Here is a 24,775-nt window from a genome sequence, read left to right as displayed (position 1 = left end):
GGGGCAATTTATGAGGATTAGTTACCGTATTTCACGTTAAATCCGAGCGTATCGCCAACGGTCGTGTATTCACGGAAATTGAAAATCAGCGGTTTCCATTTGCCTGAATCAACAATGCCATTTTCATTTAACAGCGCGTTTTCAACCCATAAGTTCACGATATCCAGCTCAGCCAGCATAAAACGGCCTTTATCGCTGGTAGAGACTAAACGGCATTCCGCCTGGATTGGGCACTCTGCAACACGCGGCGGTGCAACATCGACAGAGGCTTCAGTGTGTAACCCGGCTTTGGCGAATTTATCGTGGCAGATTTCTACGCCCCATTTGGTCTGGTTTTCCGACAAGCTATTGCCGCCGGTAAGTTTGCCTATTTGCTCCACTTTTTCCCAAAGCGTGTGATCGGGAATATTGATCACGGCGTCTGAACCAGCCAATAAATTATTGTAGGTTTTACCGCCTTTACTGATGCCAATAATCAGTTTCTCACCCAGAGAAATAGAGGAGGATGCCGCTGAAATATTTGTGTTACCGTCTTTATCTTGCGTGGTGACTAAAAAAACAGGAAAGCCATAATAAAAAGAATTGAGTTTGGATTTGTTTTTCATTGCGCATTAACCCTAAGTTATAAGTAATTTATTACCCATTTTTCCCCCTTCGATATGCGTTTTACAATAACTCTTTTTGAGTAATAAAAACCGCCGGGAAATATTCACTAAAAAAAGTAGTCCACAAATTATAAAACAGGTATATCATATGCAACAAATGCTTTTCCCCCTCCCGGCAGACCCGCTTTGCTGAGACACAAAGAGGATGAAACATGCAACGTATTGCGATACCCGCGAACTATGTCCACACCCGCTCAACGCCGTTCTGGACCAAAGAAACTGCCCCCGCGTCCATCTGGAAGCGCCATCTTGACGCCGGGACACGGCAGGGTGTTTACCCCCGTTTGAGTGTGCTGCAAGGGGCAATCCGCTATTACGGTTACGCCGATGAAACTAGCCCGCAACCGGTAGAGACTTTAACGATTAATGCCGGTGAATTTGGCGTTTTTCCGCCGGAAAAATGGCACAACATTGAGGCATTAAGCAACGATACGATATTTAGCGTCGATTTCTATGTTGACCCGAAAATTTTGATTGAAGGCTGAGGTAATTCTGATGACAACTGAAAACAAAGGTTATTCTTTAGCAGTTTCTAACCGTGCGAACAATGAAACGCAGGAAAAGGTCTATCTCAAGCCAATGTCGTTATATGTCCCTGATGTTGCCGTACAAGCGGTTTCGGAACTGATTGCTGGCCTTGCGGGCGCGAAAGATAATTCCAGTGAGTTTATCCTGACGGTGACCAACAATAATAACGGTGTTTCCGTGGATAAAGAGTTTTCCACTCTTAATGAACTGAAAGATCCGCTTAATGCCGCAGACGCGGTGAAAGAGTTGATTAATATCGTCCGGGGCTATGAATCGGACGAAGAAACTAACGTGTGCGGCTGGTAATCGAAGCGGTCGGAGGAGGTTTTATGGCGCATCAAATTCCCGTTCATTTCCGTCATACCCGCTCAACGCCTTTCTGGACGAAAGAGACGGTTCCACAGGCGCTGCTCACCCATCACAACACCAAAAAAGGTGTCTATGGCCGTTTGTCGGTGATGCAGGGGGCGGTGAAATACATTGGTTTTGCCAGTGAGCACGACACCACGCCGGAAGTGGAAGTGGTGATTGAAGCCGGGCATTTTGGCATTAGCCCGCCGCAATACTGGCACCATATTGAACTGTTAACCGATGACACCTACTTCAATATCGATTTCTTTGCCGACCCCAATGAAGCGCTGGAAGGGAAGGGAATTGGTCAGGTTGTGAATACCCACCGTAGCTAAACACTTCACGCCCGCTTCGCAGCGGGCGTTTTTAAAAGTTCTCAATAAACCGTTTTACGGCGGGCGAACGCTCGAACTTGCGCCACGCCAGCGCTACATCCGTTTTTAATGTCTGTTCCGGCATCCGGTGAAATGTCACTTGCGGGTGGCTGAAACAGGCCATGGATTGCGGAACGATGGCGAAGCCGAAACCGGCGGCCACCATACTCAGCGAAGAGGAAAACTGCGACGCTTGTTGCTGGTTTTCCATATCAATACCCGCGCGCAGGCAAGCGTTGTAAACCAGTTCATACAGCCCCGGCGCGACCTGCTGAGGGAAGATAATCAGCGGTGTTTGTTGCAATTCGTTAAGCGAGATATCCGTTTTCGCGGAAAGGGGATGTGAGCGGTGTAACGCCAGTACCATCGGCTCTTCGTCGATCAATTTCAGGTTGAACATTTTGCTGTTTTCACACGGCAGGCGCACAAAGGCCACGTCAATCAGCCCCTCTTCCAGTTCCTGCATCAGTGTCGCCATATTGTCCTCTTTTTGATACAGCGCCACCTGCGGATAGCTTTGCTGAAACTGGCGAAGCGCTGAAAAAATTTGCGTGTGAAACGCATTGGAACTGGTCACGCCAAGGTACAATTTTCCATTAATCCCTCGCGCAATCCCTTTCGCTTTTTCCATTGCCGCATCGCTCAACGCGATGATTTGGCACGCATCTTCATAAAACGCTTCACCCGCTTCGGTGAGCTCAACACCGCGAGTTTGCCGGTAAAAAAGCGGCGTACCCACTTCTTGCTCAAGACGGCGAATTTGCTGGCTTAACGGCGGTTGCGACATGCCCAGCATTTCTGCGGCACGGGTGAAATGTTGCGTCTGCGCAACGGCGACAAAATAGCGTAGATAACGGAGTTCCATATTAAAAACATCTCAAACCCTGATGCTTTGTATATTGGAATCTCTCGCTGAAACGAGTCAATAATTTATCAGCTTTTCTAAACGACTGCTCAGCGAGGTAAAGGATAATGAGTCATGTAACCGGTTGTTCTTGCGAGGAAAGTCTACGGGAAACATTTCGTGCTTTTTCACAAACGCGTCCAGAATGTGTGATATATCAAACATCGCTAATGAGTGCGCTATTAAGCGGTGTTTACGAAGGAAATACCACGATTGAGGATTTACTCAATCACGGCGACTTTGGGCTCGGCACATTTAACGAACTGGATGGCGAATTAATTGCGTTCAACAGTGAGGTTTACCAGTTGCGTGCTGACGGTAGCGCACGGGAAGCCAGCCGACAGCAAAAAACACCTTTCGCGGTAATGACCTGGTTTAAACCAGAGCATGAATTTTACCTGGATAAACCGGCCAGTCGCCAGCAACTGCACGACATTATCGATAAGACGATCCCCTCTGATAATGTCTTTTGCGCCTTGCGTATTGATGGTCATTTTCGCCATGCACACACCCGCACCGTACCTCGCCAGACGCCACCTTATCGCGCCATGACTGACGTGCTTGACGATCAACCCGTGTTTCGTTTCAACGGGCGTGATGGCGTGCTCGTTGGGTTCCGCACACCCCAGCATATGCAGGGGATTAACGTGGCGGGCTACCACGAGCACTTTATTACGGATGACCGTCATGGCGGCGGACATTTGCTGGATTACCAGCTTGAAAGCGGCACGCTGACGTTTGGCGAAATCCACCATTTGCTGATTGACCTGCCTGCGGATGCGGCGTTTCTCAACGCCGATTTACACCCGGACAACCTGGACGCCGCCATTCGTTCCGTCGAGAACTGATAAACATTTAAAGGAGTAAATGATGAGTAAAGAGAGCCGTACACACCAGTGGGCGCATGGCGCCGACATGGTGGTTGCACAACTGGAAGCGCAGGGCGTGAAACATGTGTTTGGCATTCCCGGTGCCAAAATCGACAAAGTGTTTGATTCGCTTATTGATTCAACCATTCAAACTATTCCGGTGCGCCACGAAGCGAACGCGGCATTTATGGCGGCGGCAGTCGGGCGTATCACCGGTAAAGCTGGCGTCGCGCTGGTCACGTCCGGTCCCGGCTGTTCCAATTTGATTACCGGTATGGCGACCGCCAACAGCGAAGGTGACCCGGTGGTGGCGCTGGGCGGCGCGGTGAAACGGGCGGATAAAGCCAAGCTGGTGCACCAGAGCATGGACACGGTGGCGATGTTCAACCCGGTCACGAAATACGCAGTAGAGATAACCTCATCCGACGCGATTGCCGAGGTGGTATCCAATGCTTTTCGCGCCGCCGAGCAGGGTCGGCCGGGCAGCGCGTTTGTCAGCCTGCCGCAGGATATTGCCGATCAACCCGCGAGCGGCAATATCTTGCCCGCCAGCGGTGTTCCGCAGTTAGGTGCCGCACCGGATGCGGCGATTGACGAGGTGGCGAAACTTATCGCGCAGGCGCAAAACCCGGTGTTTTTACTCGGGCTGATGGCAAGCCGTGAGGAGAATATTTCGGCGCTGCATCAGTTGCTGGAAAAAAGCCATATTCCGGTCACCAGCACGTATCAGGCGGCGGGCGCGGTTAATCAGCAGCATTTCACCCGCTTTGCCGGGCGTGTGGGGTTATTTAATAACCAGGCCGGGGATCGGCTGTTGCACCTGGCAGATTTGATTATCTGTATTGGTTACAGCCCGGTGGAATATGAACCATCGATGTGGAACACCGGTGACGCGAAACTGGTCCATATCGACGTGCTTCCCGCTTATGAAGAACGCAATTACGTGCCGGATTGCGAACTGGTTGGCGACATTGCCAGCACGCTCGACAAACTGGCCGCGAAAATCGAAAAACCACTGATCCTCACGCCGCGCGCCTCAGAGATCCTGATTGAACGCCGCAACCAGCGGGAACTGCTCAGCCGTAAAGGGGCGCAACTCAGTCAGTTCGCCATTCACCCGCTGCGCATCGTGCGGGCGATGCAGGATATCGTGAATAACGATGTCACGCTGACGGTTGATATGGGCAGTTTCCATATCTGGATTGCCCGCTATCTCTATAGCTTCCGCGCCCGCCAGGTGATGATTTCCAACGGTCAGCAAACCATGGGCGTTGCGTTGCCGTGGGCGATTGGTGCCTGGCTGGTCAACCCTGGCCGCAAAGTAGTGTCGGTTTCCGGCGATGGCGGTTTTTTACAATCGAGCATGGAACTGGAAACCGCCGTGCGCCTCGGGGCAAATGTGTTGCATATCATCTGGGTGGACAACGCCTACAACATGGTGGCCATTCAGGAAGAGAAAAAATACCAGCGTCTTTCCGGCGTCAATTTTGGCCCGGTCGATTTTAAAGCTTATGCCGAGGCATTTGGGGCTAAAGGTTTCGCTGTTGAAAGTACGGCAGAACTGGAGCCCACGCTGCGTGCAGCAATGGACACGGACGGTCCGGCGGTAGTCGCCATTCCGGTCGATTACAGCGATAACCCTTTGCTGATGGGCCAGCTCAACCTTAACCAGATTCTTTGAAAAGCAAGGAGATATGATGAAAAAAGTTGCATTCGTGACCGGTGCGGGTCAGGGCATTGGTAAAGCCATTGCGTTGCGTCTGGCGAAAGATGGCTTTGCCGTCGCTGTTGCCGATTACAACGCCGCAACGGCAAAAGCAGTGGCTGACGAAATTAATAACAACAATGGCAGCGCGATTGCGGTGACGGTGGATGTTTCTGACCGCGACAAGGTGTTTGCCGCGGTAGAGGAGGCCAGAACCAAACTGAACGGTTTCGACGTGATTGTGAATAACGCCGGTGTTGCACCTTCGACGCCGATTGAGTCCATCACGCCGGAAGTGGTGGATAAGGTTTATAACATTAACGTAAAAGGCGTTATTTGGGGTATCCAGGCGGCGGTAAAAGCCTTCAAAGCGGAAAAACACGGCGGAAAAATTATCAACGCCTGTTCACAAGCCGGACATGTCGGTAACCCGGAACTGGCCGTGTATAGTTCCAGCAAGTTCGCTGTGCGGGGATTAACGCAAACAGCCGCGCGGGATCTCGCACCGCTTGGCATTACCGTTAATGGCTACTGCCCGGGGATTGTGAAAACACCAATGTGGGCAGAAATAGACCGCCAGGTCTCGGAAGCGGCCGGTAAACCGCTGGGGTATGGCACGGAGCAGTTTGCTAAACGCATTACGCTCGGGCGTCTTTCGGAACCAGAAGACGTTGCTGCCTGCGTCTCTTACCTCGCAGGGCCGGATTCCGACTATATGACCGGCCAATCATTGCTGATCGATGGTGGGATGGTCTTTAACTAATTTATATGGCTCGGACACAGCCTTGCCCTTGCGAAAACGCAGGGGCTTTTTTGTTGATGAAAGCCATTCTCATCTCCACACTGTTGTGTTAAGTTGCATATAGAATGCATGTTATGGAAAGGAGAGTCCGATGGCTGACAGTGATAAAGCAGGGCATACCTTTTTGGCGAGCCTCGGGAAAACGCGTTTGCGCCCCGGCGGGGTGGAAGCGACCGAATGGTTATTTAGCCAGGTACCGCTAAATGAGCAGAGCCGGGTGCTGGAAGTCGCCTGCAATATGGGCACCACCTCGATTGAACTGGTGCAGCGTTTTGGCTGTACGGTGGATGCCATCGACATGGATAAAAATGCGCTCGCGCAGGCGCGACAGAATGTGATTTCTGTCGGTCTCGACAGCCACATTCATCTTAGCGAAGCCAATGCGAATAAGCTGCCGTTCGACGATAACACTTTTGATGTGGTGATTAACGAAGCGATGCTGACCATGTATGTGGACAAAGCGAAAGCGAAGCTTATCAGCGAATATTACCGCGTGCTGAAACCCGGCGGTCGTTTACTGACGCACGACATTATGTTTATGCGCAGCGGGCTGGCGACAGATAACCAGTCAAAACTGGAGCAGGTGGTGAGATCAAATGTCAGCCCGATGACAGAAGCAGCGTGGAGAACATTGTTTATCGACAATGGCTTTGCCGAAGTAGAAACGCGCCACGGGGCAATGTCGCTGATGTCGCCCGTTGGGCTGATCCGTGATGAAGGTTTCGCGCGTGCGCTGCGCATTGTTTTTAATGGCTTGCGCACCCGTGATAAGCGGACGCGTTTTCTCGGCATGTTCCGCTTTTTCCGCGCAAATCGCCGCCAGTTAAACTACATTGCCTGCTGTTCACGCAAGGCGTAACACCTCAGATTTTGCGTGCTGTCCAGCCGTGAATCAGCAGTGACTGGAAAAAGCGCTGCGGCGGGGTAAAACCAGCCTGTTCAATCAGTTCTTCCGTGGTTTCTGCGGGCAACAGCAGCAGGCGCTGCGACAGTTGCGCTTTGATTTCCGCCATATCGCGCGGTGCCTGGCTGGCGGTTTCATGCATGGTTGTCCACACTTCGAGCTGTTCATCAAACGCCGGGCTGTGCATGTCCCCGGCGATCTCCGCCGTGATCACACGTCCGCCGCATTTTAACTGGCTCGCCATTTGTGAATAGATGCCATCGCGCTGCGGATGCTGAATGAAGTGAGTTACCAGCAGGCAGAGCACCGCATCAAAATCGCCGCTGGCGGGAAGCTCACTAAGATAGCCTTCATGCAATGTGCAGCGGTTGGCAATGCTCACCTGGTCGAGCTTTTGCTGGCAAACTGCCAGCATATCTGGCGAGGGATCAACGCCGGTAAAATGCCATTGCAGATGGTGCTGCGCAAGGCGAATGATTTCGCTGCCGGTGCCGACGCCAACACAGAGAATTCGCGCCTGTTGCGGCATTTTTTTCAGCAACAGAGAGATAAGCAGGTGCAGATTATTGGCAATTTCGCCCAGCCGTTCGTTGTAAGCATCGTACTGGCGGGAGAATTCGCTGTTAAAAATATCGTTCGTATTCTGTGCCACGTTATCTCCGGGATGGGTGTCATTCATGTAACTTAAAATATTACATGATAATAGGCAGCGCAAGCCATATGCTTATTTCGGCAAACCAGTGCAAAAATGATCGTTTTGGTTATAGCGCGCTTTGCGTTTAACTGAGCGCGTCAACCTTTGCTGGAGAACGTGCTGATGAAGACATTGCTGCAACAGTGGCTTAATCGCCTTACCCCGACGCTGCCATTACAGACGGACGCGGGGGAATATGATTCGGGGCGCCATGTTGCGCTGCTGATCCCGTTCGGCCTGCTTTATGGTCTTGATTATCATCCTTCTGTATGGATTTACGATGAAAAATGAGCGCTTTCACCTGGTGATGCGCTATAGCTACTGGAATGAACTGTGCGCTGAAAAGTAAAACCCGTCTGATATCAGGCGGTTTTTTTGTTTGTGCTACGCAGGGTTTTCGTTACTTCACAACTGCCGCCTTTTAACTGTTCTTTCGATCCCATTTCTCACTTTTTTTGAATTTACGAAGGCGATTTTTTCTGGCTTATGCCTGAGGTCACATTTTCGACAACTTAACTTGTATGGTAGTAGACATAAAATCCCGAAGGGAGATAACGTGAAGACTGTGATGTTTTCCGGTGGCAACAGGCGTTCGTTATTAACGGCGCCGTTCTGGCACAAATAATTCTCTTATGGAGTTTTTATGTCCATGATAAATAAAGAACAGTTACAGCTTGAGCGATTTGTGAAGCTGAACAATTGTGGGGGCTGGCTATGACCCGTAAAAACCGAAAAGTGACGATTCCTGTTAGCATTGGTTACGGCATGACAGACATAATGGGCGGTGGTGCTTTTACGGTAATTGGCGCCTGGCTACTGTTTTATTACACCACGTTTGTCGGTTTATCGCCGATTCAGGCCGCGTCCATTGTCGCGATCGCAAGGATTGTTGATGCTATCGTGAGCCTGTTTATGGGCAGTTTTACCGATCACTTTTATAAGAATTTTTTAGGCAAGAAATTTGGTCGGCGTCGTTTCTTTTTACTTATCGGCGCGCCGCTGATGCTGGTTTATATTCTGTTATGGCTGAATGGCATGAATTTTTGGTTTTACCTTGCCGTTTACCTGGCGTTTGAAATTATTGCTGCCATGGTCTTAATCCCGTGGGAAACATTGCCATCGGAAATGACCAAAGATTTTAACGACCGCACCAAGCTTTCCACGTGCCGCATGTTTCTTTCTGCTTCCGGTACGTTTCTAGCGACCTTTATCCCCGGTGTGCTAATTGGCTGGCTGGGTGAAAAAAACGCCGATGCTTATTTGATTAACGGCGTTGTTTTTGCCGTGTTGTTTATGGTCTGTGTATTTATTTCCTGGAAAGTAAGCTGGGAGCGTGAAATTACACCAGAAATGATGCAGGAGATGGAGAAAAAACGTCAAACTGGCAATGCAGCGCAAACACTTACCGGGGTGATTAAGTTATTTAAAGATTATGCCTCGACGCTGAAAATTCGTGCATTTCGCAAGCATCTGGCTATTTATCTTTTCTCTTTCACGGCCAAAGATATTTATAACACGGTGTTTGTCTTTTTCTGTGTTTATTGCTTGCATGTCTCGTCTTCGCTGGCAGGAACTTTGCTGTCGATGAGCATCGTCGGGCTGCCGGTAACGCTTGTTGCGGGCTTCGCCATTATCAAGTATGGCCCGTCCCGGCTTTATGTTTTTGCCTACAGTATGATGCTGCTGTGCCTGGGCGGTTTCTTTCTGGTGTACCAGTTCCCCACGGAAAACAAAGTGGTGCTGCTGGTGATCCTCGCCGGGTTTTATCAGGTTGGGCGCTGCGTTCTGGAATTCACGCCGTGGAACGTGTTTCCGTTTATTCCGGACATTGACGAAATGGTTACGCGCCAGCGCCGCGAAGGGCTGTTTGCCGCCGTAATGACATTTTCACGTAAGACCACGGTAGCCATTGCGACCTTTGCAGTGGGTTTGCTATTGCAGAGCGGTGGTTTTGTAAAAGGCAGCCTGCAACAGCCTCAGGAAGCGATCACGACCATTGTGATGCTGCTATTTATCGGCACCGCCGGGCTTTTGCTGGTGGCAATGTGGCAAGCGCTGACTTTCCATCTCAATAAGCGCACGCACCGTATTTTTGTCGATGAACTTGACCGTCTGAAAGCCAACGGAAATAAACAAAGTGTGACGCCTGAAGCGCGTAAAGTTGTCGAAGATTTGACAGGTTATCGTTACGACACGCTTTGGTCTGATGCAACGGTAGACGGTGCAGTGATATCAACCACCGGATTAAGTAAAAGTTATATGCCGAAATAGGATTAATCGCTCGCTATATATTTAGATGATATCTTTAAAAAAAGGGTTCCGCTATTTTTAAGGGCATTCATTGATGAATCAATATCATGTTGCATCAGTGGAATATTCTTTGTGCGGGTGATTTTAGTGGGCGGAAAAAATAACTTACATAATGTTGCATATCTGTCATGTGAGGGCTGCGGTTTTCGTGTTTAATAGCTGCGGCTACTGTAACTCAGTGCGCGCCTTCAAAGCGTGCAGAGTTGCAAATTTTAACCGTTAGGTTAATTCATCTTTTTTAAGACTTGTTTAGACCTCCCGATTGCGATCCGGAGGTCTTTTTTTGCTTGTCGTGCCACCTTGTTTTTATTTTTCGCGACTGACACAAAATTGTCATAAATTCGCTCTATGCTGCCCTCGCTCTTAATATTATTCAAAAATTTAATCACTATTTCGATTCGGAGAGACTATGGCAATGCTTAATGCGTCAGTTCGCCTGATGGCTGCTGCTCTTGCACTTTCGACGACTACTGTTTTCGCGGCAACGAATGTGACGGGTGCTGGTGGTACTTTTCCGGCGCCTGTGTATGCAAAATGGGCGGCCGAATACCAGAAACAGACGGGATCTCAGGTGAACTACCAGGGAATTGGTTCTTCTGGCGGCATCAAACAGATTATTGCGAAAACCGTGGATTTCGGCGCATCCGATGCCCCGATGAGTGATGATGATTTGGCGAAAAACGGCCTGTTTCAGTTCCCTACCGTCATTGGCGGTGTGGTGCTGGCGGTTAATATCCCTGGCGTAAAATCCGGCGAACTGACGCTGGACGGTAAAACGCTGGGTGATATCTATCTGGGCACGGTTAAAAAGTGGAACGATCCGGAAATCACCAAACTGAACCCGAAAGTCAAACTTCCGGACACGAATATCAACGTGGTGCGTCGCGCAGATGGCTCCGGCACCTCTTTTGTTTTCACCAGCTACTTATCCAAAGTGAATGCTGACTGGGCAAGCAAAGTGGGTAAAGGCTCAACGGTGAACTGGCCGGTTGGCTTAGGCGGTAAAGGCAACGATGGCGTTGCCGCGTTTGTACAGCGTCTGCCGGGCTCCATCGGCTATGTTGAATACGCCTACGCTAAACAGAACAACCTGACCTGGACAAAACTGTTTGACGCCGATGGCAAAGTGGTTGAGCCGTCACAGCAGAGCTTCAGCAACAGCGCTAAAGGGGCTGACTGGAGCAAATCTTTCGCTCAGGATCTCACTTTCCAGAAAGGCAAAGATGCATGGCCGATTTCGTCCACTACCTTTATCCTGGTGTATAAAAAACAGGATGACGCGGCGAAAGGCGCCGAAGTGCTTAAGTTCTTCGACTGGTCTTACAAAAATGGCAGCACCATCGCCAGCGATCTGGATTACGCGCCGCTGCCGGATTCCGTTACCGCTCAGGTTCGCGCTGCATGGAAAGCCAACGTACAGGACGCTTCTGGTAAGCCGCTGTTCTAATCTCGCTTATTTTCTAAAAAATAAACCCGGTGCGCTACCGGGTTTTTTGTTATTAGCCCAAAGCTAATTTCCTACGCAACGTATTTTTATTTTATTACGTTGAGTGGTGAATAATCATATTTACCAGATTAATAACATTGAGGCTTGTTATATTGCTTTGAAATATCATTCTGCAACGATATTTTTATTTTCTTAATACTTCTAAGTTATATTTTAAATGATGCACTTTAATTGCCTGTTTTTCACTCGCCAGGCCAAATGAATCATCTGATTTTGAAGTATGGCATATTGTTCTATTCCTGAACCCCTGTTACTTTTTAGCCCGGTCTTGATTTATTCCCCGCTCGCGGGATACTGCGATATTCAATCCTGATGTTAATTCTTCACAGGCTTTGTAAAAAAATCAGCCGTCTCGCGAGGTGCCAGGTTTCATTTTTTATTCTGATCCGGTATGCCTGGTGAAGTTTACCGATAAATTCATGCGAATAAACAAAATTGATTCCAGGCTCAGGAAACAAGACTGAGAACGTTTTATTTCAAATTGGTTCTGAAGGTTAATTAAAGGGAAGCAAAAGCGTGATTAATTCGGAAAAGAAAGTCCAACGCCTTGTGAGAACTCAGCTGGCTCCGTTGACGGTAGCAATGATATTCGCATTACCTGCTGTTGCGCATTCCGCTGGTTTAAGTATGAAAAATGGCACGCTATATAATGCGAATGGCGTGCCGGTCGTGGATATTAATAAACCTAACAGCAATGGCTTGTCACATAACGTCTGGGACAACCTGAACGTCGATAAAAACGGTGTTATTTTTAATAACAGCGGCTCAGCATCCGATACGGTATTGGGCGGCACCATCCAGGGTAACAGCAATCTGACATCCGGGTCGGCAAAAGTTATTCTCAACGAAGTTACCTCTAAAAATGCGTCGACGATCAACGGCATGATGGAAGTTGCGGGTGATAAAGCCGCGTTGATTATCGCCAACCCAAACGGCATTACGGTAAATGGTGGCGGTACGATTAATACCGATAAACTCACTCTGACCACCGGCACACCGGATATTCAGAACGACACACTCGCTGGTTATTCCGTAAATGGCGGCACAATTACTATCAGCAAACTGGATAACGCCAGCCCAACTGAAATTCTGTCACGCAATATAGTGCTCAGCGGGAAAGTTACCGCTGACGAACTAAATATTGTTGCGGGCAATAACTACGTTAATACAGACGGCCAGGTGACCGGAACTGTCACGGCGTCAGGCTCGCGTAACAGCTATAGCGTTGACGTTGCGCAAGTTGGCGGCATGTACGCGAATAAAATTAATCTTATCAGTACCGAAAGCGGCGTGGGCGTGCGTAACCAGGGCGTAATTGCCGGTGGTACAGGCGGGATCAGTATTGATGCCAATGGCCAGCTACTGAACAGTAATGCACAGATTCAATCGATCGGTTCGACAAAGATTAATACCAATGGCAAGTTGGATAACACTACGGGCGTTATTACTTCTGCTGGTGCTATTTATCTCGATACCAATAAGAACGCTATTGTTAATGCCCGTTCAGGTACGATTTCGACGACGGCAGATATCTACGTTAATAGCGGCGCATTTGATAACACCAACGGCAAAATTGCCGCCAGCGGTATGCTGGCCGTCGATACCAATAACAATACCTTTACCAACACCGGTAAAGGAAACAATGTCGGTATCGAAGCGGGTATTGTCACCTTAAAAACCGGTACGCTAAATAATAGTAACGGCCAGATCCACGGCGGCTATCTGGGGCTTGAATCCGGCGCGATTAACAATAACAGCGGTATTCTGGAAACGTCAGGCGACATGGACATTGTCAGCCTTGGCAATGTCGACAATAACAAAGGCCTGATCCGATCTGCCAGCGGCCATATCGACATTCTTTCCGGGGGGACTATCAACAACGGTAGTACCAAAACAGCGGATACCGTCAGTTCCGACTCCTTAGGCATCGCAGCCGATACCGGTGTAGTAATCAACGCAAACAGCATCAATAACAGCGGTGGTCAGATCGCATCGAACGGCGATGTGTCGCTAAACAGTAAGGGCCTGGTCAATAACAATTCCGGCAATCTTCTTTCCAATAGCAAAGTGATTGTGAAGGGCGACTCCTATCGTAATGACTCCGGCGGCATCGGCGGCAAGAAGGGCGTAGAGGTGTCGGTTAACGGCAACCTGAGCAACTATATTGGCGTTGTGAGTGCGGAAGAAGGTGATATCTCACTGAGTGCGAATGCGGTAGATACTCACGGCGGTTTTATGATAGGGCAAAATATTACCATAGACGCGAAAGATGGAGTAAATACCAGCAGGTCACTGGTATTAGCCAGTGAAAAGCTGACTATCCATGCAGGCGGAAATGTTGATAACCGTGATGGTAACCGCTTTGGCAATGACTTTGGCCTCTATTTCGGCATGCCGCAACAGACCGGTGGCTTGATCGGTAAAGGTGGCGTTGAGATTTCCGGGCAGAATATTTACAACAACAACAGCCGCATCATTGCAGAAAATGGGCCAATGAGCCTGCAAGCGAAAGGGAACATTGATAACACGCGTGCGCTGATGGTCAGCGGGGCCGATACCGCAATCAAAACTGGCGGGGCTTTCTACAATAACTACGCAACGATTTCCAGCGGAGGCAACCTCACGCTCGATACCGTTTCCCTGCAAAACTACAGCAGCGGCACGCTTATCGACAATAACGCCACAGGTTTCATCAACTCAGAGAAAGATATAACGCTGAATGTGGACAACAATTTCACGAACTACGGCTGGATCAGTGGTAAAGGCGCTGTAGCGCTGAATGTTGCGAAAGGGGCGTTTTATAACCGTAATACCATCGCAGCTGATAAGGCGCTTGCGATCAATGCCCTGAACGGTATCGAGAACTTTAAAGATATCTCTGCAGGCGGCAGCCTGACGCTGGATACGCAACGTCATGTGACTAACAACGGCAACAGCAATATGGTCGGTAACGGGATTACTATTAACGCGGTAAACGACATTAATAACCGCGGCAATCTTGTCAGTGATGGCGATATGAGTGTTGTGACCAAAGGTAATCTGTATAACTACCTCTATATGCTGGGCGCTGGGGATGTCGCTATTACCGCAAACAACGTCACCAACAATAATTCACTTATTGAGGCAGGTGGTGATCTGACAATTACCTCTACTGGCAATGTCGGTAATAACCGTGGCACGCTGCGCTCCCTGACGGGCGATGTAAATGTGGCGGCAAAGGGAACGGTTGATAACTATAACGGTAAGATCACCTCTGCTGGCGATATCGGAATTAGCGGAAACTGGTTACGTAATGATTATGGACAGATTGCTGGCGGTACAGATATTGACCTTATCATGGCGGGCAACTTCGACAGTTACAAAGGTTCTGTGACCTCTCAAATGGGCGATATTAAGCTGGTCGCTAACTCGGTGGACAATAACAACGGGTTAATCGCAGGTGAAAACATCTCTATTGATTCCAAATCAGGTGTCTATAACAACACGGCGCTGATTGCCGCGAATAAAACACTTACCGTAAATGCTGTCGGCAATATTGAGAACAGAGACGGTAATAACTTCAGTTATTACAATGGCGAGTATTTTGGTGTCGAAGGCGATGTCGGTGGTATGGTGGGTAAAGCGGGCGTCTCGCTTTCCGCACAGAATATCTACAGCACAAACAGCCGTATTCTGGCAGAAAACGGCCCACTTAACGTGCTGTCTCGGGGCGTATTCGATAACACCCGCAGCATGCTGATGAGCGGTGCCAACGCCATTATTAAAGCGGCCGGTGTTTTCTATAATAACTATGCGATGACATATAGCGCAGGTAACCTCGACATCACTTCTGCTTACCTTGAGAACTACAGCAACGGTAAGCTGGAAGATGGAACAGCAACAGGCGTTATCGCTTCGGATAAGAACCTGAACCTGACTGTAGATAACAGCACCACCAACTACGGCTGGATCAGCGGTAAGGGCGATGTGAATTTCAGCGTGTTAAAAGGTGTGCTGTATAACCGCAACACCATCGCCGCTAATAACGCGCTGGCGATTAATGCCCTGAACGGTATCGAGAACTTTAAAGATATCCTGGCGGGAACCAGCCTTACCCTTACTACCCAACGGCACGTTACCAACAACAGCAACAGTAATATGCTTGGGCAAAGCATTGGAATTAATGCGGTAAACGATATTAATAACCGAGGCAATATTGTCAGCGATTATGCATTAACCGTGAAAACAGACGGTAACGTGTATAACTACCTCAATATGCTGAGTTATGGCACCGCAAAAGTAACCGCGAATAAAGTCACAAATAGCGGCAAGGACGCGGTTTTGGGCGGTTTTTACGGCCTTGACCTTGAATCAAATGCGATCACAAATACCGGCACCATTGTAGGTCTGTAAATCGCAATAAAAGGCAGCGGCAATCGCTGCTGCCTTTCCTGATTTGATACCCGCCCACTGCCTTACGCGATCAGCGTAATCACACGATTTTCCCCGATAAGATACAGACCAGTGAACTGGCATCCTTGTTTGCGCTCAGGCGTCAGTAACTGCGTTAGCTCAAGAGTAATGCTATGTGCCGAAGTATCGATGCTACAAATCCGCGCCGCTTCAAAACCGAAAAAACATTTCACCTCGGGATAGAGCGCTTTGAACAGACTCTCTTTGGCGGAAAATACTATCAATAACGCCGTTTCATACGCTAAGCCGCAGGCGGCAAGTAATCGCCGCTCCTCAGGGCTGGTGAACATCTCCGCTGTCTCTCTCATGGCACTGGCGTCGAACATTTCAATATCAATGCCTGGCGTTAACCTTGCGTTACACGGCGCAATAATCGCAATAGCGTGTCCACTGGTATGAGAAAGGCTGCCGCACCAGCCCGCAGGCCAGACGGGTTCCCGGCCGGGAGACGTACCCACGTGACCATCGCACCCCGCGTTTTGTAATAATTGTCTGGCGGCATAGCGAGCCGCCAGGTACTCCGCACGCCGTTTTACTACTGCTTTATCGAGTGCGGAGGGAAAAGGGATGGCATATTCGCTAAAAAGTGCATCCCGGTAAGAGGCTGTGTTGAATGCGAGCTGGCAATAGGCTATTGCAGGGAATGGCGTGATGAATCCCGTTTCCGACCGCACCACGAAGTCAGAGGAGGAATGGCTTAGTTGTGACGTAAACATGTTTATCTATCATCAAGTTAATGGGTAAATGCATCGGTAAACGTGAAATCAGCAAATGCAATCAGTGTACCGCAGGCGGTGTCGTCATCACGCATTTCTTTCTCAATCCGAGTGCGGTGGTGAATCATCTTGTGGAAATCACGCTGTTGTCATCCATCAATGCGAAGTTTTTCTTTTATGTTGTCGTATATCTATCCATTGCATGAATAATTTCGCAGAATAATAAAATAAACGCCTATCGGAGTTTTTCGTTGCAGCGATAAATGTAAGGATCTTTTTTTGTCAAATTAAAAATAATAACATCTTTATTATCAAGCGCATGGTGCTTCATATATCACTGAAATGTTGTCGGGGTAATATATTTTCTTGCTATAAAGACGCAAAAAGTATTTATTATTGTTAACTTGTAAGGGTTATTACTTACTACAGACCGTTTAATTTTCATTGAATAACTCCATGAGTGACCAGATGAACTGATTTGCGCTGTGCTTTATATGATGTGAAACTTACGTAATGATTTCTCCCGGTATTATTACGTGTTTTTTTAAAATGGATATATCCAGTGTAGAGAGAGGTCGGTTGCGCTAATTGATAGATTTATCGTTAATACATGTTCAGTTTTACCTCATATGGTTGACAACAAAGCATCCAGAAAGTGTAGAGGATAATTAGTCGTTCATTTAAAGGATAAAAACATTCATCAAGAATATTATTTGATGGTGCCATGCTTTCTGGAAATAAGCGTGCACTCAATTAATTACAACGATTTGGTTTTCATTAATTAGGTTGGAATATATGGACATATCTCCCAATAATCGATTTTTAGACAGTGCATTAGTGACGAAAGAATATACAACGCTTTCAACGTCCCGGTTTCCATTGAGTTCAGATCAGCAGGCGATTTGGTTCGCTCAGACGCTCAATCCGGAATTAACAAACTACAATATTGGAAGCGTTATGATCATTGATGGGGATATCGTTCCCGATATCATGGTTAAAGCGTTTGATTTCGTCATTAAGCGGCATGATGCATTTCGTTTGCGAATGGTTGCTGGTACGTCGCCAGCACAATATTTTGAACCTTCCACGTTGCCATTAATGGAATTTAAGGATTTTTCAGCCACGGATAATCCAATAAATGAAGCTGAACAGTATGTGAAGTTAAACTTTACACAGCCATTTAATTTGGCTGAAAGGTTATGGCGCAGCGCGTTAATCTATGCAGGTAATCATCGCTGGTATTGGCAACTGTGCTGCCATCATATTATCGCCGACGGAACGAGTCTGAGCCTGCTTAATGCTGAGTTGAGCGAAAATTACAGTCATCTTATCCGCGGAGAGAATTTATCTGCAGGCGCATCGCTATCCTATGCCGATTTTGTTGCCAGTGATGCGGCTTATCTGAGTGCGAAGCAGTGCACCAAAGATCAGGCTTTTTGGCTTGCGCGATATACGACATTACCGCCGCAATTATTTCTTCCTTTGGTGACAACCTCTGCGCCAGCATCATCTCTACCTGAGCCTGTTACCTGGATGCTTGCGGAAACCCTTTTTCAGCGTATTGAACAGACGGCTTCTTTATATGGGTTGTCTGTATTGCATTTTATGTATGCCCTTTTCGCCTCTTATTTTAAAAGAATAAAAAACGTTGATGATATTTGTTTCGGTATACCACTCCATAATCGAAGAAATGCACAACAAAAAGCGGCGGTGGGAATGTATGCTTCGGTTATCCCGGTTCGCATTATATTAACGGATGAAGATTCCTTTTCTGATGTGATGCAAAAAGCCGCCGATGAATTACGTATTTGCTACAAACACCAGCGGTTACCCATTACGGAAATCAACCGGAGAATAAAAAAACAGCAAAATACCAACAGAGCCAATTTATTTGATATGTCGCTATCCTATGAACCTTACGACGTTAACATTCATCTGGAAGGGGCGGCAATTCATACCATCGAACCTCATCACCGGGCGCAATATCCTTTAGCGATAACGATTAATCAGTACGCCATCACCAGCAATAATAAACAGAGCCAATCGGTCTGCGTTGAATTTAATTATTCCCTCGACTATTTCACTCCTGAAGGTATTCAGGTTATGCAATCTCGCCTTGCTGTGTTACTGGAAGGTGCGTTGCAGAATATTGATACCCCAGTGTCTCAGTTACCGATTTTATCGCCACATGAATGCCAGCAACTGCTCCAGCCTGTTTACGCTACAGAAAGTGACGTTTCTAACCTATTAATCCACGAAATGTTTGAAGCCCAGGTCCGTCGCTCGCCACAGGCTGTCGCTGCCGTTTTCGAGGGGAGTTCATTAACCTATGACGCGCTGAACCGCAGGGCAAACACGCTGGCTCATCAGCTCATCAGAATGGATGTTCATCCGAATGATCGCGTGGCTATTTGCCTGGAACGCGGCCTCGACATGGTGATCGGCATCCTCGGAATTCTGAAGGCGGGCGGAGCCTATGTTCCTCTGGATCCGGTCTATCCGGGCGAACGACTGAATTACATGCTGGAAGATTCCGCCCCCACCGCACTGGTAACCTATTCTGCTCTTGCGCAGACGCTGAATAGCGCTACTCCTGCCGTGTTAATGGATGCGTCGTTACCAGCCGTCGCGGACGGAGATGATGAGAACAACCCTGTGCCATTATCACTCGGCCTGGCGGCGCACCATCTGGCCTACGTTATTTATACGTCCGGTTCCACTGGTCAGCCGAAAGGCGTGATGGTTGAACACCGCAATATCACCCGCCTTTTAACCGTCTGCCAGCCTGTTTTTAGCTTTAGTAGTAAAGATACCTGGTCGCTATGCCACTCTTTCTCTTTTGATTTTTCCGTCTGGGAGTTATTCGGCGCGTTATGCTCAGGCGGGCGGTTGATTGTGGTATCAACCGCATGCGCTCGCTCACCCCAGACGCTTTATGCGCTGCTATGTCGTGAGCAGGTTACGGTACTCAATCAAACCCCCAGCGCATTCCGCCAGTTAATTGCTGCCCAGAACTCAACTCCACACACCCTGCGTTGCATTATCTTTGGCGGCGAAGCGCTTGAAATGCGCTCTCTGGTGCCGTGGATTAACAACGCCTCAAACCGTAATACGCGTCTTATCAATATGTATGGCATCACGGAAATCACCGTGCATGCCAGCTGGTATGAAATAGCGCCTTCAGATATCACCTCACATGGCGCCAGTTTAATTGGCGGTCCGCTCTCCGATCTGCGGATCTACATTCTGGACAGTAACCGCCAGTTGGTACCGTTTGGCGTGACCGGAGAACTCTATGTCGCTGGCAATGGCGTGGCGCGCGGTTACCTGAACCGCCCGGAACTGACGGCAGAGCGTTTTCTGCCGGATCCCTTCACGCCCGGCCAGCGGATGTACCGAACAGGTGATCTCGGTCGCTGGCTGCCGGACGGCAACATTGCGTTCCTCGGGCGCAACGATTTCCAGGTCAAACTGCGCGGCTTCCGCATTGAGCTGGGGGAAATAGCGGCCTGCCTGACAGAGTGCGACGGTGTGCGCGACGCGGTGGTGATGGCGCGGGAAGACTCGCCGGGCGACAAACGGCTTGTCGCTTACCTGCTGGCGCAGCCCGGTCACACGCCGGAGCCTGCCCGGCTGCGTCAGCAACTGTCGCAGTCGCTGGCGGAGTACATGCTGCCCGCCGCGTTCGTCACGCTGGAGAGCTTTCCGCTCACGCCGAACGGCAAGCTGGACAGGCAGGCGCTGCCCGCCCCGGATCGCGCGGCAGCGGTCACCCGCGGGGATGAGCCCCCGGCCGGTGAAGTGGAAACCGCGCTGGCCGCCATCTGGTGTGAGCTGCTGGGGCTGTCGCAGGTCGGGCGGCAGGACAACTTTTTCGAGCTTGGCGGCCATTCGCTGATGGTGGTCAGCCTGCTGGAGCGGCTGCGCGGGCAGGGGATGACGCTGGATATCCGCGGGGCGTTCTCCGCCCCGGTGCTGGCTGAAATGGCGCAGCGTATTACCGTCCGCGATGCAGGTGGGGATACGCCGGTTCCGCCGCCGCGTATCCCGGCGCACTGTCAGGCCATCACGCCCGGCATGCTGCCGCTGGTCAGCCTGTCGCATTGAGCATGAACAGGCGCCGCTGGCGCTGGCGCTGCGCTGCAGCGGGGTGCCGCAGCCGCAGCCGCTGTTCAGCACGCTGCTGAATTACCGCCACAGCCCGGCGCGCAGCAATCTTGTGCGTGAAGGTATCCGGCTGCTGGACGCGGAAGAGCGGACCAACTACCCGATAGCGTTCTCGGTGGATGACACCGGGGAGGGGTTCATCCTGACGGCGCAGACGGCGGCGGGCATCGACCCGCAGCGCCAGCTCGGTTACCTGCAGACCACGCTGGCGGCACTGGGCACGGCGCTGGCGCATGAGCCGCAGCGCCCGGTGCTGAGCCTCCCCGTGCTGCCTGAAGGGGAGCGGCACCAGCTGCTGGTGGCGTTTAACGCCACGCGGGCGGACGTCCCGGCTGAGGGGCTGATACACCGCCTGTTTGAGGCGCAGGTGGCGCGCACCCCGGAGGCGGAGGCGGTGGTCTGCGGGGATAGCACGCTGAGCTACGATGCGCTGAACCGCCGGGCCAACCGGCTGGCGCACCGGCTGATGGCGCTGGGCGTGCGCCCGGACGACCGGGTGGCGGTGTGCCTGGCGCGCAGCGTCGATGCAATAGTGGCGATACTGGGTATTCTGAAAGCGGGTGGCGCGTATATGCCGCTGGACCCGGCGTACCCGGCGGAACGGCTGAGCTATATGCTGGGGGATGCCGCCCCGGTGGCGCTGGTGACGCAGCGTGCGCTGGCGCAGACGCTGAATGCCACACTGCCGGTGGTGCTGACGGATGCGGAGCCGGAGGCCGGTGCGGCAGAGCACAACCCGGAGCCGCAGGGGCTGACGCCGCAGCATCTGGCGTATTTGATTTACACCTCGGGCTCCACCGGGAAACCCAAGGGGGTGATGGTTGAGCACCGCAATGTTGTCAACATGCAGAGAGCCATACAGGCGAAGCTAGATATACAACAGCCCTCGCGCGTGAGCATGAATGCCAGCATCGTGTTCGATGCGTCGGTGCAGAGCTGGGCGCACTTACTGCTGGGGCATACGCTGGTCATCGTCCCGGAAGAGGTCCGTAAAGAGGGGGGAGCGCTGTTAGCATTCTTACGCCGTCAACGCGTTGATGTGATTGACTGCACGCCCCTTCAGTTGCAGGGGCTGATTGCCGCAGGGTTACAGAAAGCGTATGAGGGGTATCCCTGTACTGTCATTATCGGTGGCGATGCGATCCCTTTATCGGCATGGTCGACCATGCAAAACATTGAGCAGATACGTTTTGTTAATGCCTATGGGCCGACGGAGTGTACCGTAGATGCCAGTATGTGCGTGATTGATAAAACGCTGGCGATGCCGGGCATTGGCAAACCGATCGCCAACACGCAGATTTATCTGCTGGATAATCATGGTCAGCCAGTACCGCTGGGGATCTGCGGCGAGCTTTATATCGCTGGCAACGGCGTAGCGCGCGGTTACCTGAACCGCCCGGAACTGACGGCAGAGCGTTTTCTGCCGGATCCTTTCACGCCCGGCCAACGGATGTACAGAACCGGTGACCTCGGCCGCTGGCTGCCGGACGGCAACATTGAGTTCCTCGGGCGCAATGATTTTCAGGTCAAACTGCGCGGCTTCCGCATCGAACTCGGGGAAATCGAGGCCTGCCTGACGGCGTGCACTGGTGTGCGCGACGCGGTGGTGATTGCGCGGGAAGAGACGCCGGGCGACAAACGGCTGGTTGCCTACCTGCTGGCAGAAGCCGGTCACACGCCGGAGCCTGCACGGCTACGCCAGCAACTGGCGCAGTCAATGGCGGAGTACATGCTGCCCGCCGCCTTCGTCACGCTGGAAAGCTTTCCGCTTACGCCGAACGGCAAGCTGGACAGGCGGGCGCTGCCTGCACCGGGTCGCGCTGCGCTGGTCACCCGTGGGGATGACGCCCCGGCTGGTGAGGTGGAAAAAACGCTTGCTGCTATCTGGTGTGAGCTGCTGGGGCTGTCGCAGGTCGGGCGGCATGACAACTTTTTTGAGCTCGGCGGCCACTCCTTACTGGCGGTTCAGCTGTTAAACCGCATGGCAAAAACAGGATTCGCTATCTCGCTGGCGACACTCTTTGCTAATCCATCCCTGGCGCAGCTTGCTGGCGTCATTCAGGACAGGGAAAAATCACTCGCTTCACCTTTTGCCGATAATCCCGTTGTGCTGCGGGGCGAAGGTGAGCAGCCGCCACTCTTTCTGGTGCACGAGCCTTCCGGCGATCCGCTGGTTTATTCGCCTCTGGCTACGATGTTGCGGGTTGATCGCCCCGTCTATGCACTTTCAGCACTTGGTCTGCATACCACCGGCAATCCGCCGACATCGCTGGAAGAGCTGGCCGCCCGTCATGTTGAAGCCATCCGTCGCGTACAGCCGCATGGGCCTTACCATCTTGCTGGCTGGTCTTTGGGTGGCGTTATCAGTTACGAAATTGCGTTGCAGTTGCAACAAAGCGGGGAAGAGATCGCCTTTATCGGCATGATTGATAGTTATCATCCGGCTGCGCATCAAAAGCGTGATTTCAGCGCGAGCAGCGAACGGGCACTGCGTGACGAAATGATCGTAAATTTCTTATCCCTGCATGTGCCGGAGAGCGAAAGAAAGATGCTGGCACAACTGCAAAGCCCCATTGATATACAAGCCGTTTTTGATCTTTGTCGCGAACATAACTGGTTGCCGAAGGATATTGGCTATGAGGATCTGTTGCTACGTCTGGAAACGGTGTTGTATATCAGGCCGCTGGGGCTTCGGTATCAGCCGACACCTGCTGATCTCACCATTAATCTTTATACGGCAAAGCCGGATGAAAGCGACGACATCTGGCGCGGCTGGCACGGCACTGTAAGCAGTGATTCGTCGCTGCATGTTATTGGTGGGACGCATTTATCGATTATGCAACCGCCGTTCCTGGCGCAACTGGGGAGGCAAATGACGGCAGATCTGCTTCCTCGATCTTCTTATCACCCGGTGGTTGTTATGCAGGAGGGGGCAGATTGCGAAACGCCACTCTTTTGCATCCCTGGCGCTGGTGCATCCGCATTCAGTTTTCTCGAACTTGTGGGGCTTTTACCTGCGAAACTTCCTGTTTATGCACTACAGGCACGCGGGCTCACCGATGTGAAAACAATGCCGCATCTGACAATTGAAGAAACGGCCCGTGATTACATCTGCGCAATGCGTGAACGTCAGCCTTTTGGGCCCTATCATCTGATTGGGCACTCCTTTGGCGGCTGGGTAGCCTTTGAAATTGCGCTGCAATTACAGGCGCAAGGGGAGACGGTTGCCAGGCTGATTATCATTGATAGCCGCTCACCCGGGGTTAAACCGCCGGTCAGCCATCTCGAGGCAGTGATGAAATTAATCAGCATTTATAATTTGATGCTGAACCGGGAACTGCCCATTACGGAGGACGCGCTATTGGGAATGGAGCCACACCAGCGGCTTATCTGTTTGCACCAACTTTTGATTGAGGCGGGGGTTTACACCCGTAACACGCCGCTTTCGTTGCTGGCCGGGGTTTTCCATGTGTTGTACGCAAACCTCAATACCTCCTATATTCCCCGTGAGCGTTACCTGGGCGTGTTGCATAGCATTAATGCACAAGAGGCTAATGGCGAAGAGCGGGAACAGCGCGAAGCAGTTTGGCGTGAATACGCGACACAATTCACCACCCTGCTGAGCCCGGGAAATCATATGACTATGCTGACCATACCCCATGTGGGCGCGCTTGCCAGTCATATTACGACCGTGATGAGTCAGCCTTAGCCGAGTCCGTTTCTCATAACACACCTGAACCACCTCTGATGAGGTGGTTTTTTTTGTGTGTATAAAAGCACAGATCGGGGCTGCCTCCTGCTTCCGGTTATATTGGCTCGCTGGTAAA

Annotated in this window: 17 protein-coding genes; 13 read left to right on the top strand and 4 right to left on the bottom strand. The window is 50.7% G+C overall.

Annotation, left to right across the window (positions count from 1 at the left end):
- Positions 1–17: 17 nt before the first annotated feature.
- Entirely contained in the window at positions 18–605 is a 588-nt protein-coding gene (locus tag JKP81_RS14085) for a flavin reductase family protein (protein WP_200552237.1), read from the bottom strand.
- Positions 606–817: 212 nt separating this feature from the next.
- Here JKP81_RS14085 and JKP81_RS14080 point away from each other — a divergent pair, with 212 nt between their 5' ends.
- The 3 genes from JKP81_RS14080 to JKP81_RS14070 are packed head-to-tail and all read left to right on the top strand — an operon-like array spanning position 818 to position 1,879.
- Entirely contained in the window at positions 818–1,150 is a 333-nt protein-coding gene (locus JKP81_RS14080) for a DUF1971 domain-containing protein (protein WP_200552236.1), read from the top strand.
- A 10-nt stretch (positions 1,151–1,160) separates the two neighbouring features.
- Positions 1,161–1,499, top strand: a complete 339-nt coding sequence (locus JKP81_RS14075) for a DUF1869 domain-containing protein (RefSeq protein WP_200552235.1) — start codon at positions 1,161–1,163, stop codon at positions 1,497–1,499.
- Between the two features lie 23 nt (positions 1,500–1,522).
- Positions 1,523–1,879, top strand: a complete 357-nt coding sequence (locus JKP81_RS14070; protein WP_200552234.1) for a DUF1971 domain-containing protein — start codon at positions 1,523–1,525, stop codon at positions 1,877–1,879.
- A gap of 31 nt (positions 1,880–1,910) precedes the next feature.
- On the opposite strand, the gene JKP81_RS14065 is transcribed toward JKP81_RS14070, so the two are convergent.
- A complete protein-coding gene (locus tag JKP81_RS14065; RefSeq protein WP_200552233.1) occupies positions 1,911–2,783 on the bottom strand; it encodes a LysR family transcriptional regulator in 873 nt (290 codons plus the stop codon).
- Positions 2,784–2,890: 107 nt separating this feature from the next.
- Here JKP81_RS14065 and budA point away from each other — a divergent pair, with 107 nt between their 5' ends.
- The 4 genes from budA to JKP81_RS14045 all read left to right on the top strand — a co-directional run bounded on the left by budA (position 2,891) and on the right by JKP81_RS14045 (position 7,057).
- Positions 2,891–3,670 carry an acetolactate decarboxylase gene (budA, locus tag JKP81_RS14060; protein ID WP_200552232.1) on the top strand — a complete coding sequence of 260 codons (780 nt, stop codon included), beginning with the start codon at positions 2,891–2,893 and terminating at the stop codon, positions 3,668–3,670.
- Between the two features lie 22 nt (positions 3,671–3,692).
- Complete coding sequence (gene alsS / locus JKP81_RS14055) at positions 3,693–5,372, top strand: acetolactate synthase AlsS (RefSeq protein ID WP_200552390.1); 1,680 nt, start codon at positions 3,693–3,695, stop codon at positions 5,370–5,372.
- Positions 5,373–5,388: 16 nt separating this feature from the next.
- Positions 5,389–6,159 carry a (S)-acetoin forming diacetyl reductase gene (locus tag JKP81_RS14050; protein WP_200552231.1) on the top strand — a complete coding sequence of 257 codons (771 nt, stop codon included), beginning with the start codon at positions 5,389–5,391 and terminating at the stop codon, positions 6,157–6,159.
- Positions 6,160–6,289: 130 nt separating this feature from the next.
- The gene (locus JKP81_RS14045; RefSeq protein ID WP_200552230.1) at positions 6,290–7,057 is read left to right on the top strand and encodes a class I SAM-dependent methyltransferase; all 768 of its coding nucleotides are present in this window, start codon (positions 6,290–6,292) and stop codon (positions 7,055–7,057) included.
- Between the two features lie 4 nt (positions 7,058–7,061).
- Here the strand turns inward: JKP81_RS14045 and JKP81_RS14040 are convergent, their stop codons facing one another.
- Positions 7,062–7,754, bottom strand: a complete 693-nt coding sequence (locus JKP81_RS14040) for a class I SAM-dependent methyltransferase (RefSeq protein WP_200552229.1) — start codon at positions 7,752–7,754, stop codon at positions 7,062–7,064.
- Between the two features lie 165 nt (positions 7,755–7,919).
- On the opposite strand from JKP81_RS14040, the gene JKP81_RS14035 reads away from it, so the two are divergent.
- The 4 genes from JKP81_RS14035 (at position 7,920) to JKP81_RS14020 (ending at position 16,005) form a co-directional block, all read left to right on the top strand.
- The gene (locus JKP81_RS14035; protein WP_017457522.1) at positions 7,920–8,087 is read left to right on the top strand and encodes a hypothetical protein; all 168 of its coding nucleotides are present in this window, start codon (positions 7,920–7,922) and stop codon (positions 8,085–8,087) included.
- Between the two features lie 423 nt (positions 8,088–8,510).
- Entirely contained in the window at positions 8,511–10,067 is a 1,557-nt protein-coding gene (locus JKP81_RS14030; RefSeq protein WP_200552228.1) for an MFS transporter, read from the top strand.
- Positions 10,068–10,521: 454 nt separating this feature from the next.
- Entirely contained in the window at positions 10,522–11,553 is a 1,032-nt protein-coding gene (gene pstS, locus JKP81_RS14025) for a phosphate ABC transporter substrate-binding protein PstS (protein ID WP_370568886.1), read from the top strand.
- A gap of 687 nt (positions 11,554–12,240) precedes the next feature.
- On the top strand, positions 12,241–16,005 hold the full coding sequence (locus JKP81_RS14020) for a filamentous hemagglutinin N-terminal domain-containing protein (RefSeq protein ID WP_200552227.1): 3,765 nt from the start codon (positions 12,241–12,243) through the stop codon (positions 16,003–16,005).
- A 62-nt stretch (positions 16,006–16,067) separates the two neighbouring features.
- On the opposite strand, the gene JKP81_RS14015 is transcribed toward JKP81_RS14020, so the two are convergent.
- Positions 16,068–16,781: a 4'-phosphopantetheinyl transferase gene (locus JKP81_RS14015; protein WP_200552226.1), complete on the bottom strand. Its 714-nt coding sequence runs from the start codon at positions 16,779–16,781 to the stop codon at positions 16,068–16,070.
- A 795-nt stretch (positions 16,782–17,576) separates the two neighbouring features.
- On the opposite strand from JKP81_RS14015, the gene JKP81_RS14010 reads away from it, so the two are divergent.
- Together JKP81_RS14010 and JKP81_RS14005 are read left to right on the top strand one after the other, a co-directional pair.
- Positions 17,577–20,888: a non-ribosomal peptide synthetase gene (locus JKP81_RS14010; protein ID WP_234455657.1), complete on the top strand. Its 3,312-nt coding sequence runs from the start codon at positions 17,577–17,579 to the stop codon at positions 20,886–20,888.
- The gene (locus tag JKP81_RS14005; RefSeq protein WP_200552224.1) at positions 20,797–24,657 is read left to right on the top strand and encodes an amino acid adenylation domain-containing protein; all 3,861 of its coding nucleotides are present in this window, start codon (positions 20,797–20,799) and stop codon (positions 24,655–24,657) included. The genes JKP81_RS14010 and JKP81_RS14005 overlap by 92 nt, the downstream gene beginning before the upstream one ends.
- The last annotated feature ends 118 nt before the right edge of the window (positions 24,658–24,775 follow it).

The sequence above is a fragment of the Kosakonia sp. LAM2021 genome, from assembly GCF_016620385.1.
GTDB classification, from domain to species: Bacteria; Pseudomonadota; Gammaproteobacteria; order Enterobacterales; family Enterobacteriaceae; genus Kosakonia; species Kosakonia sacchari.
The sequence above is the reverse complement of the archived record's forward strand: the minus strand, read 5'-3'. Positions and strand labels throughout refer to the sequence as shown.